This window comes from Nocardioides sp. BP30 (assembly GCF_029873215.1).
Classification (GTDB): Bacteria; Actinomycetota; Actinomycetes; order Propionibacteriales; family Nocardioidaceae; genus Nocardioides.
Genome location: NZ_CP123620.1, coordinates 2,950,362 through 2,963,481, shown reverse-complemented (window position 1 = coordinate 2,963,481; position 13,120 = coordinate 2,950,362). Strand labels below are relative to the sequence as shown.

Sequence of the window (13,120 nt, the reverse complement as noted above, 5' to 3'; positions counted from 1 at the left end):
GACCTTTCTCTTCAGCGGGTACGGAACCCAGGGGTGAACTGTGGGGTGGCCGATCAGGGCACGACGACGACCTGGGCGGCGTAGACCAGCCCGGCGCCGAAGGCGATGAGCAGGGCGGTGTCGCCGGACTTCGCCTGGCCCTCCTCGATCAGCCGCTCGAGGGCGAGCGGGATGGAGGCGGCCGAGGTGTTGCCCATGGTCGCGATGTCGCGGGCGATGGTCACCGACTCGGGCAGCTTCATCGAGCGCGCGAGGGCGTCGACGATGCGCATGTTCGCCTGATGCGGCACGAAGCAGTCGAGCTCCTCGGGAGCTACGCCGGCCCTGTCGAGGGCCTCGAGGCCGATCTTGGCCATGGCGAAGGACGCCCAGCGGAAGACCGGGTTGCCGTCCATGACCAGGTAGGGCTGCGGGGCGTGGTCGGCGTCCGCGCTCCAGGTGAGCCAGTCGACGTCCTGCTTGATGAGGTCGGCCTGCTCGCCGGCCGAACCCCACACGACCGGGGCGATGCCGGGCTCGTCGCTGGGACCGACGACGGCAGCGCCGGCGCCATCCGCGAAGATGAAGGCGGTGCCGCGGTCGTGCACGTTGGTCAGGTCGGAGAGACGCTCCACCCCGATCACGAGGACATGGCGAGCACTTCCGCCGCGGACCAGGTCGTTGGCCATCGCGATGCCGTGGCAGAACCCGGCACAGGCCGCCGAGATGTCGAAGGCGGCGGGGTGATCGGTGCCCAGCTCGTCGGCGACGAGCGCGGCCACCGACGGCGTCTGCAGCATGTGGCTGACGGTGGCGACGATGACGCAGTCGACCTGCTCGGGCTCGAGGCCGGCGGCCGCCAGCGCCTTGCGTGAGGCGGCGACCGACATCATCTGCACGGTCTCCTCCGGAGCGGCCCAGCGGCGCTCGGTGATGCCGGAGCGGGTTCTGATCCACTCGTCGCTGGAGTCGATCGCGTCGACGATCTCGCTGTTGGGGACGACCCGGCTGGGACGGTAGCCGCCGATGCCGAGGATGCGGGCGTGCGGTGCGCCGGCGGGTGCCTGGAGAGCCATCAGAGGACACCCTCCGGGTGCAGCCGCAGCAGCGGCTGGCCGGGGGAGACCAGGTCACCGTCCTCGACCAGCCACTCGACCACCTGGCCGCCGTGCGCAGTCGGTACGTCGATCCGGTCGCGCAGGCTGGCGATGGCGCCGATCAGCGTGCCTGGCAGCAGCACGTCGCGGTCGCGCGCCTCCTCGGAGAGATGGAAGGTGCCCTTGGCGGGCGCCACCACCATCCGCCACGTGGGGCTGGTCTCGATGAGGCTCTTCTCGCCGTGCTTCTCGCAGAAGGCGCGAGCGTCGTCGAGCTGGTCGGGAGTCTTCAGCGCGAAGGTGTCCACGCCCTTCAGGGCGCGCTTGGCGATGCCGGTCAACGTGCCCGCGGGTGGCATCTCCAAGATGCCGGTGACGCCGAGGTCGGTGAAGGTCTCCATGCACAGGTCCCATCGCACCGGCCGGGCGATCTGGCCCACGATCCGCTCGAGCACCTGGGCGCCGTCGTGGACGACGCGACCGTCGCGGTTGCTCACGACCGGCGTACGCGGGTCGTGCACCGACACGCTGCGGGCCAGCCGGCCGAGCCGGTCGACGGCCGGAGCCATGTGCGAGGTGTGGAAGGCACCGGCGACCTTGAGGGGGATCACCCGGGCCTTGGCCGGGGCGTCGTCGGCGAAGGCGGCCAGATGGTCGAGCGTGCCGGCCGCGACGATCTGGCCGGGGCCGTTGTCGTTCGCGGCGGTCAGGTCGTGCTCGGCGATCTTGGCGAGCACCTCCTCGCGGTCCCCGCCCAGCACGGCGGTCATCCCCGTGGGCGTCACCGCCGCCGCCTCGGCCATCGCCTTGCCGCGCTCGCGCACCAGCACCATCGCCTGCTCGCCGCTGATGGCGCGGGCGCCCGCGGCCGCCGTCAGCTCGCCGACGCTGTGGCCCGCCACGGCGCCGATCATGGCGAACGCGTCGGCCGGGTGCGGGAACAGCTCCAACGCGGCGACCAGCCCGGAGGCCACCAGCAGCGGCTGCGCGATAGCGGTGTCGCGGATGGTCTCGTCGTCGGCAGCGGTGCCGTAGTGGGCGAGGTCGAGCCCTGCGACGGTCGAGAGCCACTCGAGACGGCCGGCGAACACAGGGTCCTCGAGCCAGGGGGTGAGGAATCCGGAGGTCTGGGCGCCCTGACCCGGCGCAACGATGACGAGCACGCCTCCACTCTGCCGGTCTACCTGGGGGTAAGCGCGTCCGAAGCAGACGAACTTGTCACCCGCGATTTTGTAGGTGTCCTACAAATCAGGCGTCGGCCTGCCGTCCGAGGATCAGCGCCGTGGCGAGGGTGAAGGAATCGCGTGGGCTCGACGGCTGCAGACCGGTGAGGTCGCCGACCTGGCGCAGGCGGTAGCGGATCGTGTTCGGATGGACGAAGAGCACGCGGGCCGCAGCCTCGAGATTGCCGCCGGCGTCGAAGTACGCCGTCAGCGTCTCGACCAGCGCCGCCCGCTCCCGCACGGGCCGGTAGACCTCCTCGATCAGACACGTGCGCGCGTCCTCGTCGCCGGCCAGGGCGCGCTCGGTGAGCAGCTCCTCGGAGAGCACCGGCCGCGGCGCTGTCGGCCAGCCGGGTGCGGCCCGGTGCGCCGCCACCGCACCGGTGGCGGAGGCATGGGCGGCCGCCATGTCGGGCGCGACGGGCCCGGCGACCACCGGGCCGGGCCCGAAGACGTCGGCCACCGCCGCCGCCGCGGCGTGCGGGTCGCTCACCTCGCCCAGGACGACCACCAGTCGCTCGCCCTGCACCGCGCACAGGGCGTGCAGGCGCGCCGCGCGGGCGTGGCGGCGTACCTCCTCGAAGAGATCGTTGTCGTCGCGGTCCCGGGGTGCCGTGCCGAGCACCACCATGATCGAGCCCCGGGCACCCCAGCCCAGGGCGCTCGCGCGGCCCAGGACGGCCTCGTCGGGGTCGGCGCGGAGCACCGCGTCCACGATGAGGGCCTCGAGGCGGGCGTCCCAGGCCCCGCGCTGCTCGGCGGCGCGCGCGTAGATGGCCGCCGTGGCGAAGGCGACCTCGCGGGCGTAGTGGCCGATCGCGGTGCGCACCTCCACCGCCTCGTCGGGCGGGAGCACGTCGTCGATGCTCTGCTCCACCACGTCGATCGAGAGCCGGACCAGGTCCACCGTCTGCTGCAGGGTGATCACCCCGGCGAGGGCGCGTGGAGCGGCACCGAACACACTGGCGGCGAGGTCCGACTTGACGGCGGTGCGCACGCCCTCGGCGTACCACTGCACGAATCCCTGGATACCCGCCTGCACGATCATGCCGACCCAGGAACGCTCCTGCGCCGAGAGGGCCGTGAACCAGGGGAACTCCGTCTCCATCCGTCCTGTCGCGGCGGTCGCGAGCCGTCCCGTGGCGCGCTGGAGCGCGCGGGCTCCGGGGACGGTGGCGATGCGTGTCACCTGCCGATTCTCCCACCCCGCGCGGTCGCTGCGCGCTCAGGGCGGGTACCTGCTTGGGCGATAAGGCTCCCCTCGGGTCGGGAGTGATGGTTGAATCGCGGAACTGGACAGCCGGTCAGGAATCCCGGACCGATGTCGGAAGGGGAGCCATGGCAGTGACGACATCGGCGGCGGCGCCGGCGACGCAGACGGTGACAGTGCACGGCCACCGCCGGGCGTACGCCTTCGGCGGTCGCGAGATCGGTACGGCGCCGGCGCTGCTCCTGCTGCACGGCCTGGGCTGCGACCGGCACACCTGGGACCCGGTCTGGGGCCGGTTGGCCGAGAAGTACACGCTGATCGCGCCCGATCTGCTGGGCCACGGCGAGTCCGACAAGCCGCGGGGCGACTACAGCCCCGGCGGGTACGCGAACGGCATGCGCGACCTGCTGACCATCCTGGGCATCGACAAGGTGACGGTGGTCGGGCACAGCTTCGGCGGTGCGGTGGCGATGCAGTTCGCCTACCAGTTCCCCGAGCGCACCGAGCGACTCGTGCTGGTCGACCCGGGCGGCCTGGGCCGTGAGGTCACGGCCCTGATCCGAGCCCTCGGACTGCCCGGCTACCAGCTCACCCTCGGGCTGCTGACGCTGCCGGTGCTGCGCCAGCTCAACACCGGCTTCCTGCGCGCTCTGAAAGCCACCGGGCTGCGCGACCTGCGAGATCTGGACGAGGTCGCCGACATCCTGGAACGGCTCAAGGAGCCGCGCAGCAGGTATGCCGTGCACAAGCTGGTGACGGGCGTGATGGACTGGCGCGGGCAGAACATCACGATGCGCGACCGTGCCTACCTCACCGAGCTGATGCCGCTATGCGTGGTGTGGGGGGAGGACGACCGGGTGCTGCCGGCCCATCACGCACAGGTCGCGCGCGAGTTCGCGCCGAACGCGCAGGTGACGGTGATGCCCGACACCGGCCACTTCCCGCACAAGGACCACCCGGACGCCTTCGCGGACCTGGTGGAGGAGTTCATCGGCTCGACCGTCCCGGCGACGTACTCCCGCGCTCGGTGGCGGCGCCTGCTCAAGGACGGTGGCCCCGGCCACCTGAGCCCGGTCGAACCGGCCTCGGAGCTGGCCTGACGCACCACGGCCCCCGCGAGCTCCGCGGGGGCCGTGGTGTCGATCAGCTCGGCTGCTGTCGCCGTCGGGCTCAGGCGTCGCCGCCCTCCTGGCGAACGCCCTCCATCGTGGTCGGGTCGTCGATCCGGTAGGTCTCGAACGCCTTGGCCACGACCGAGCGGTCGATCTTGCCGGCGTCGGCGAGGGCCTGGAGCGACTGCACGACCACCGACTGCGCGTCGATCTGGAAGAAACGCCGCGCCGCCGGGCGGGTGTCGGCGAAGCCGAACCCGTCGGCACCGAGCACGCGGTAGTCGGCCGGCACCCAGCGCGCGATCTGCAGCGGTACGGCGCGCATGTAGTCCGAGACGGCGACCACCGGCGCGTCGGAGCCGGACAGCTTCTGCGAGACGTAGGCGGTCCGGGCCTCGGCGGACGGGTTGTTGAGGTTCCACTTCTCGGCGGCGATGGCGTCGCGGGCCAGCTCGTTCCACGAGGTCACCGACCAGGTGTCGGCGACGACGCCCCAGTCCTCGCGCAGCAGCCGCTGCGCCTCGGCCACCCACGGGAAGCCGACGCCGGAGGCGAGCAGCCGCACCCGCGGGCCCTCACCCTCGCCGGCGGAGACGTGGTGGAGGCCCTTGAGGATGCCCTCGACGTCGACGTCCTCGGGCTCGGCGGGCTGGCTGACCGGCTCGTTGTAGACGGTGAGGTAGAAGATGACGTCCTCACCCTTGCCGTTCGGGCCACCGGTGCCGTACATCCGCTCGAGGCCGCTGCGCATGATGTGCGCGACCTCGTAGGCGAAGGCCGGGTCGTAGTGCACCACGGCGGGGTTGGTGGCGGCGATCAGCGGGCTGTGACCGTCGGCGTGCTGCAGGCCCTCGCCGGTCAGGGTGGTGCGGCCGGCGGTGGCGCCGACGAGGAAGCCGCGCGCCATCTGGTCGGCCATCGCCCAGATCGAGTCACCGGTGCGCTGGAAGCCGAACATCGAGTAGAAGATGTAGAACGGGATCATCGCCTCGCCGTGGGTGGCGTAGGAGGAGCCCGCCGCGATCGCCGAGGCCATCGCGCCGGCCTCGGAGATGCCCTCGTGCAGCATCTGCCCCGAGGTCGACATCTTGTACGAGAGCAGCATGTTGCGGTCGACGCCCTCGAACTGCTGACCCGCCGGGTCGTAGATCTTGGCCGAGGGGAACATCGCGTCCATGCCGAAGGTGCGGTACTCGTCGGGGGCGATCGGCACGATGCGCTTGCCGATGCCGGGCTCGCGCATCCAGTCCTTGAGCAGCCGCACGGTCGCCATCGTGGTGGCGATCTTGTTGCTGCCGGCACCCTTCTTCAGGTCCGCGTAGACCTTGTCGCCGGGGAGTTCGAGCGCGGCGGCGTTGTTGACCCGCTGGGGCAGCGAGCCACCGAGCGCGCGACGTCGCTCCAGCATGTACTTGATCTCAGCCGAGTCAGCGCCCGGGTGGTAGAGCGGGAACTTGCCGGTCGAGGCGTACTTCTCCTCGATCTGCTGATCGCTGATCGGGATCTCGAGGCGGTCGCGGAAGCGCTTGGCGTCCTCCACGGTGAGCTTCTTCATCTGGTGGGTGGCGTTCTTGCCCATCAGGGCGTCGATCGTCCAGCCCTTGATGGTGTGCGCCAGGATCACCGTCGGCTGACCGACGTGCTTGGTGGCCGAGTCGAAGGCGGCGTACACCTTGCGGTAGTCGTGGCCGCCGCGCGGCAGCTTCTCGATGTCGCGGTCGCTGAGGTGCTCGACCATCTTGCGCAGACGCGGGTCGGGACCGAAGAAGTGCTCGCGGTTGTAGGCGCCGTTCTCGACCGAGAAGGTCTGGAAGGCGCCGTCGGGGGTGCTGTTCATCTTGTTGACCAGGACGCCGTCGACGTCGCGGGCGAGCAGGTCGTCCCACTCGCGGCCCCAGATCACCTTGATCACGTTCCAGCCGGCGCCGCGGAAGTTCGCCTCCAGCTCCTGGATGATCTTGCCGTTGCCGGTCACCGGGCCGTCGAGCTGCTGCAGGTTGCAGTTGACGACCCAGACGAGGTTGTCGAGCTCCTCGCGGGCGGCGATGCGCAGCGCGCCCATGGACTCCGGCTCCGCCATCTCGCCGTCGCCGAGGAAGGCCCACACCCGCTGGTCGGAGGTGTCCTTGATGCCCCGGTTGTGCAGGTACCGGTTGAACCGAGCCTGGTAGATGGAGTTGATGCCGGTCAGGCCCATCGAGACCGTGGGGAACTCCCAGAAGTCCGGCATCAGGCGGGGGTGGGGGTAGGACGAGAGTCCCTGCCCGACGCCGTGCTGCACCTCCTGGCGGAACCGGTAGAGCGCCTCCTCGGAGAGCCGGCCCTCGAGGAACGCGCGGGCGTAGATGCCCGGGCTCGCGTGCCCCTGGATGAAGACCTGGTCCCCGCCGCCGGGGTGCTCCTTGCCGCGGAAGAAGTGGTTGAAGCCGACCTCGTAGAGCGATGCCGAGGACTGGTAGGTGGCGATGTGACCGCCGACCTCCAGGCCCTTGCTGTTGGCACTCGAGACCAGCATCGCGGCGTTCCAGCGGATCATCGAGCGCACCTTGCGCTCGGTCTCCTCGTCGCCGGGGAACCAGGGCTCGCGCTCCGGCGGGATGCTGTTGATGAAGTCGGTGCTCCGCAGGGCGGGTACGCCGATGGCGCGCTCGCGGGCGCGCTCGAGGAGGCGGAGCATGACGTAGCGCGCCCGGTCACGACCACGCGCGTCGACCATCGAGTCGAAGGACGCCAGCCAGTCCCCGGTCTCGTCCGGGTCGATGTCTGGCAGCTGGGTCGGCAGGCCCTCGTGGATGACGGTGGCCGGCGTGCCGGAAGGAGGGGTGGTTTCTTCGGTCACATTCGAATGGTGCCACTCGCCGGGGCATCGGAAAATTTACTGATGAGTACATGGTCACCGCCGTGCGGGCGTACTGGGGAAGGAGGCGTTCACGCGGGGTTCTCCACCAGGGTTCCTCGGGACCGCCGGACCTGGACGAGGCCGAGCCCTTCGGGCCCGTCGCGGTGGAGCGGCAGGCGCGGGTCGGCTCGGGCGACGGGGTACCTGACCGCTGCCCGGACGAGGACGGGGATGTCAGCGGAGTGGACCAGGGTTGCGCCCCCGGCCGTTCTCCGCTGGACTACTCACCGGCCCTCCGGGCCGGACCAAGACAGAAGACTGCACAGATGCTGCGACAGATGCGGAGGACGACGTGAGCGCGACCGCGGGTGGAGGCTCCACCCAGACAGGCCCTGCAGGTCCTGCAGAACGCCTGGGTATCAAGGCCGGAATGGTCATCCAGGAGCTCGGCTGGGACAACGACACCGATCACGAGCTCAGGGTCGCGATCGAGGACGCACTCGATGCCGAGATGGTCGATGGTGACTACGGCAACGTCGTGGACTCGGTGCTGCTGTGGTGGCGCGACGACGACGGCGACCTGGTCGACGGCCTGGTGGACGCGTTGACCGACCTCGTCGGCGGTGGGTCGATCTGGCTGCTCACGCCGAAGGTCGGGCGGCCGGGCGCGGTCGACCCCTCCGACATCACCGAGGCCGCTCCGATCGCCGGCCTCTCCCAGACGACGACCGCTGCCGTGAGCAAGGAGTGGGCGGCCACGCGTCTCCTGGCTCCGAAGAACGTCGGATGATCCTGCGACCCTCCGCGGCACTGGCGAAGGCCGTGTCGGCAGGGTCCGGCGCGCTGGTGCTGGCCGGATCCGGCGTGGTCAAGCCGTTCTCGCCGGCCGTCCTGGCGCGCCTGGCCAAGGCGGTGCGCGCGTGGGGGCTCGGTCCGGCGGGCGGCTTCACGATGCTGGCCACCCGCTATCCCGACCGGATCGGCATCGTCGACGAGCTCGGCGAGATCACGTACGGCGAGATCCACCGCCGTAGCAACGTCCTGGCGCGTGCGCTGGCCGCCCGTGGCGTCGGTGAGGGTGACGGCGTCGCGGTGATGTGCCGCAACCACCGGGGATTCGTCGAGGCGACGGTCGCCATCGCGAAGCTCGGCGCCGACGCGCTCTACCTCAACACCGCCTTCGCCGGGCCGCAGCTCGTCGACGTGCTGGCCCGGGAGAAGCCGCGCGTGGTCATCCACGACGAGGAGTTCTCCGGCCTGCTGGCGGATGCGCCGATCGAGCAGCGGATCATCGCCTGGACCGACAGCGACCCCGCCGCCCTGCCTGCCGAGACCCTGGACGCGCTCGCCACCGGCAGCGATGCCGACGCCGGCGACCTGGCGTCGCCCTCCCGGCACGGCCGGATCATCATCCTGACCTCCGGCACCACCGGTACGCCGAAGGGCGCCCCGCGCAACGAGGCAGGGATCGACTCCGCCATCTCGCTGCTCTCCCGGATGCCGCTGCGGGAGGGGTGGCGCACCCATATCGCGGCGCCCCTGTTCCACACCTGGGGATTCGCCCACCTGATGCTGGCGATGTTGCTCGGCTCGACGATGGTGTTGCGTCGGCGCTTCGACCCCGCCGACGCGCTCGCCGTCACCGAGGGCTGCGACTCGCTGGTGGTCATCCCGGTGATGCTCCAGCGGATGCTGGCGGTCGACGCCGACGTCGACCTGACTCGGCTCAAGGTGGTCGCCTCCTCCGGCTCGGCGCTGCCGGGGGACCTCGCGCTGGAGTGGATGGACCGCTTCGGGGACAACCTCTACAACATCTACGGCTCGACGGAGGTCGCCTACGCCTCGATCGCCACCCCGGAGGACCTGCGCGCCGCGCCCACCTCGGCGGGCAGGCCGCCGTGGGGCACGGTGGTCCGGATCCTCGATCCGTCGGGGCACGAGGTGCCGCAGGGCGCCCCCGGACGGATCTTCGTCGGCAACAGCCTGCTCTTCGAGGGCTACACCGGCGGCGGTGGCAAGGAGGTCGTGGACGGGCTGATGTCCTCTGGCGACGTCGGCCGCTTCGGGGCCGACGGTCGCCTCTACGTCGAGGGGCGCGACGACGAGATGATCGTCTCGGGTGGGGAGAACGTCTTCCCCCAGGAGGTCGAGGACTGCCTGGCGCGGCATCCGGCCGTCGTCGAGGTGGCCTGCGTCGGCGTCGACGACGACGAGTTCGGCAAGCGCCTGCGCGCGTTCGTGGTCGTCCGCGGCGAGGTCGGCGAGGACGAGCTCCGGGGCTGGGTCAAGGACCACCTGGCGCGCTTCAAGGTGCCGCGTGAGATCGTTGTCCTTCCCGAGTTGCCGCGCAATGCCACCGGCAAGGTGCTCAAGCGGGAGCTGGTGAACTGGGACACGGCAGGAGAGAGCAAGGCGTGAGCGGGCTGCAGATCGGCGGACCGGCACCGGACTTCACCCTGCGCGACCAGTTCGGCCAGGAGGTCACGCTCTCGGCCTACCGCGACAAGAAGGCAGTGGTGCTGTTCTTCTACCCCTACGCGTTCTCCGGGGTGTGCACCGGCGAGATGGCCGGCATCCGCGATCGGCTCGACGAGTTCATGACCTTCGACACCGAGACGCTGGCGATCTCCTGCGACCCGATGTTCGCACTGCGCGCGTTCGCCGACGCCGACGGGATCAACTTCCCGCTGCTCTCGGACTTCTGGCCGCACGGCGAGGTCGCTCGGGCCTACGGCGTCTTCGACGAGCGCACCGGAGCGGCCCGGCGCTCGTCGTACGTCATCGACAAGGCAGGCCGGGTGCGCTGGTCGGTGCACAACGCGAACGCGGAGGGCCGCGACCTCGGGGAGCACCTGCACCAGCTGTCGGTGGCGCTCGCCTGACCGTCCGGCCAGCGGCCGGGGCCCCACGGTCCCGGCGGTCTAGACCGCCCGGTCCCAATCTTGCCCGGATCGCGTGTGTGATCGCCCGGCACCTGTTAGATTTCAACTGTTGAGCCGGTGGTGACCCGAGACGCCACCGGCTCAACACTCCATTTCGGGCCATCGACACCGTTCCGCGGCGCTGGTTTGGCCCACGGACCCGCTCAGCCCGTAGGCTGTGGCGTCGCGTCACGGGCGCATAGCTCAGTTGGTTAGAGCGCCTGCCTTACAAGCAGGATGTCAGGGGTTCGAGTCCCTTTGCGCCCACCCCGAGGATCGGCGTCCGACCTGCCGGAACGGCGTTGTCGGACGTCGCCTCCTTGCTGCCCACCAGGTGATCATCAGCTCCGTTCAGCTGCGATCGGGCGGATGGCGGCCGATGCTGCAGAGCGCATGCAGGCGGGAACATCGCGTGGCTGCGGCGTCGGTGGAGCACTCCGCCCGTACATCGGGGTGCGGCTCGAACGACCAAGGAATGGGATGTCGCACGTGGTGCAGCTGCGCAACCGAGGAGTCGGCACGCCGATGCGAGCGGTGCTCGCCCTGGCGATCCTGTGGTGCGGCTATCCGCTCGTCCCGCAGGGAGCGGTGCGGGACGGGGTGTACGACGCCTTCGCCCTCGCCTGCATCGCCGTCGGGTTCTGGGGAGCGAGCCGGCTGCCCTCACGTGTTCGTGGACGCTGGATGGTCGTGCTGGCGGGCTTCGGGTGTTGGGTGCTCGGCGACGCCGTGTTCTCCCTGGAGCAACACGTGTTCGACATCGACTTCTATCCCGCGCCGAGCGACGCGGCCTATCTGGCCGCGTACGTCGTGCTCGCGTGCGGGCTGCTCCGGCTGATGCGCTCGGCGGCCACCCGTTCGGAGCTGACGCCGTTGCTCGACGCCGCGATCGTGACGGCTGGTTCCGGTATCGTCGTCGCGACCTTCTTCATCGCCCCGATCGCGAGTGATTCGACCCTCGGCCTTCCGGGCCGGATCGTGGCATCGGCCTATCCGGCCGCCGACGTCCTGCTCATCGGGGTGCTCGTCAGCCTGTGGACGATGGCCGGTCTGCACGTGGGCGCCTACCGGCTGCTGCTGCTCGCGCTGCTGGCGATGCTCGCCGCCGACGTCGTGTGGAACGTCATCGCGATGCGCAACCCCGAAGCGCTGACGCCCGCCTGGCTCGACCAGTTGTGGCTGCTCGGCTATCTTGCCGCGGCGGGAGCTGCCTGCAGCCGTTCCGCCGCCCGGGTCAACCGCCCTCCGCGCAGCGACCACCCGGTCTCCGCGCGTACGAGGATGCTTGCCTTGGGGTGCGGTCTGATGCTCCCGGGCTTGACCCTCTTCCTCGACGCCCTGTTCCGCCACCACGTTCCCTGGCAGCTGGTGTCCGTCGGCTCCGTCGTGTTGTCGACCCTCGTGCTCGTGCGGATGGGGCTGCTGCTCAAGACCGTCGAGGTCCAGGCCGTCCGGCTCGCGGCGCTGGCACGCAACGACGCGCTCACCGGCGCGCCGAACAGACGAACGTGGGACCACGAGCTGGGCCGAGCCGTACGGCGGGCCCGCGACGGTGATGGTGGCCTGTGCATCGCGCTGATCGACCTCGATCACTTCAAGCGGTACAACGACGAGTTCGGGCACCAGGCCGGCGACCGACTGCTACGCGGAGCGGTCGCGGCCTGGAGCGCGGTGCTCGAGCCCGAGGAGCTGCTGGCGCGCTACGGCGGCGAGGAGTTCGGGCTGCTGCTGCCCGGCTGCGACGCGGGCGAGGCAGCGCGACGCCTTCGGGACATGCAGAAGCGCATGCCCGAGGGGCAGACGTTCTCCGCGGGCGTGGTGGTCGCGCGGCCCGAGCTCGATCCTGAGGCGCTGGTGGCGCTCGCCGACCGTGCTCTGTACGACGCCAAGCACGCCGGACGGGCCTGCGTCCGCGTGGCAGACGATCGCTTCAGCGAGGAGGCGCTGCCGGCGGTCGACATCGCGCTCAAGCCGATCGTCGACCTCGAGTCCGGGCGTCAGGTGGGCGATCGGGCGTGCAGCAGCTTCGACGAGGGAACGGCCGAATCGGTGCTGGCCGGGGCCTACCGCGACGGATACGGTCCCGAGTTGGAGTCTGCCCTGGTGCGGGCAGTGCTGCGGCGCCCCCGTGCGGGCTATCGAGCAGTCCCGCTCAGCGCAGAGGCGCTGCACAGCCCGCTCGTACGAGCCGAGCTGGCGGGAGACCTCAGCGGAGTCGTCCTGGAGATCGCCTCGCCGACGGAGGCCGCAAGCCTCACCGGCCTCGAGGACGTGCTCAGCGACCTGAAGGCCCGCGGCGCCCGCATCGCCGTCTCGAACTGGGGGAGCGGCTACTTCGACGGGGAACGGCTGGCGCGGGCCCAGGCTGACGCCGTCCGGCTCGACCTCTCGCACCTGCAGGATCTCCTCCGGGAGGATCGTGAAGCGGTGATGCGCGCCAGCGTCCGCTGGGCGCACGAGCGGGGCGTCAAGATCGGGATCGTCAACGTCGTCACGCCGCAGGACTGGGAGATGGCGGCCGACCTGCGCTTCGACTTCGCGCAAGGGTCGTACTTCGACGACCCGTCAGCTCACCTGACGACTCCGTCCACCGTCGCGGAGTGACGCGCCGCCCGCCGACGGTGGACGCAGGCCCACGGGGACGAGCCGTCGGCGCGGAGCGGACAGCCGGCTCGATGCCGGACGCCGATGGTCAGGTGCCGGCGAGACTGCGATCCGTCTCCCGGGCTACTGTGCACC

Annotated in this window: 9 protein-coding genes and 1 tRNA gene; 6 read left to right on the top strand and 4 right to left on the bottom strand. The window is 70.7% G+C overall.

Annotated elements, in window-relative coordinates:
• Window positions 1-53: 53 nt before the first annotated feature.
• The 3 genes from P5P86_RS14030 to P5P86_RS14020 all read right to left on the bottom strand — a co-directional run bounded on the left by P5P86_RS14030 (window position 54) and on the right by P5P86_RS14020 (window position 3,488).
• Complete coding sequence (locus tag P5P86_RS14030) at window positions 54-1,055, bottom strand: beta-ketoacyl-ACP synthase III (protein WP_280608067.1); 1,002 nt, start codon at window positions 1,053-1,055, stop codon at window positions 54-56.
• Entirely contained in the window at window positions 1,055-2,239 is a 1,185-nt protein-coding gene (locus P5P86_RS14025) for an acyltransferase domain-containing protein (RefSeq protein WP_280608066.1), read from the bottom strand. The genes P5P86_RS14030 and P5P86_RS14025 overlap by 1 nt, the downstream gene beginning before the upstream one ends.
• A gap of 85 nt (window positions 2,240-2,324) precedes the next feature.
• A complete protein-coding gene (locus P5P86_RS14020) occupies window positions 2,325-3,488 on the bottom strand; it encodes a PucR family transcriptional regulator (RefSeq protein WP_280608065.1) in 1,164 nt (387 codons plus the stop codon).
• Between the two features lie 149 nt (window positions 3,489-3,637).
• On the opposite strand from P5P86_RS14020, the gene P5P86_RS14015 reads away from it, so the two are divergent.
• A complete protein-coding gene (locus P5P86_RS14015) occupies window positions 3,638-4,609 on the top strand; it encodes an alpha/beta fold hydrolase (protein ID WP_280608064.1) in 972 nt (323 codons plus the stop codon).
• Between the two features lie 70 nt (window positions 4,610-4,679).
• On the opposite strand, the gene aceE is transcribed toward P5P86_RS14015, so the two are convergent.
• Entirely contained in the window at window positions 4,680-7,460 is a 2,781-nt protein-coding gene (gene aceE / locus P5P86_RS14010) for a pyruvate dehydrogenase (acetyl-transferring), homodimeric type (RefSeq protein WP_280608060.1), read from the bottom strand.
• A gap of 352 nt (window positions 7,461-7,812) precedes the next feature.
• Between aceE and P5P86_RS14005 the strand changes: the two genes are divergently transcribed.
• The 5 genes from P5P86_RS14005 (at window position 7,813) to P5P86_RS13985 (ending at window position 12,985) form a co-directional block, all read left to right on the top strand.
• The gene (locus P5P86_RS14005; protein ID WP_280608059.1) at window positions 7,813-8,250 is read left to right on the top strand and encodes a DUF3052 domain-containing protein; all 438 of its coding nucleotides are present in this window, start codon (window positions 7,813-7,815) and stop codon (window positions 8,248-8,250) included.
• Entirely contained in the window at window positions 8,247-9,878 is a 1,632-nt protein-coding gene (locus P5P86_RS14000) for an AMP-binding protein (protein WP_280608058.1), read from the top strand. Before P5P86_RS14005 ends, P5P86_RS14000 begins: the two co-directional genes overlap by 4 nt.
• Window positions 9,875-10,342: a peroxiredoxin gene (locus P5P86_RS13995; protein WP_280608057.1), complete on the top strand. Its 468-nt coding sequence runs from the start codon at window positions 9,875-9,877 to the stop codon at window positions 10,340-10,342. The genes P5P86_RS14000 and P5P86_RS13995 overlap by 4 nt, the downstream gene beginning before the upstream one ends.
• A 232-nt stretch (window positions 10,343-10,574) precedes the next feature.
• Window positions 10,575-10,648 (top strand) — tRNA-Val (locus P5P86_RS13990).
• Window positions 10,649-10,861: 213 nt separating this feature from the next.
• Entirely contained in the window at window positions 10,862-12,985 is a 2,124-nt protein-coding gene (locus P5P86_RS13985; RefSeq protein ID WP_280608056.1) for a GGDEF domain-containing protein, read from the top strand.
• Window positions 12,986-13,120: the final 135 nt, after the last annotated feature.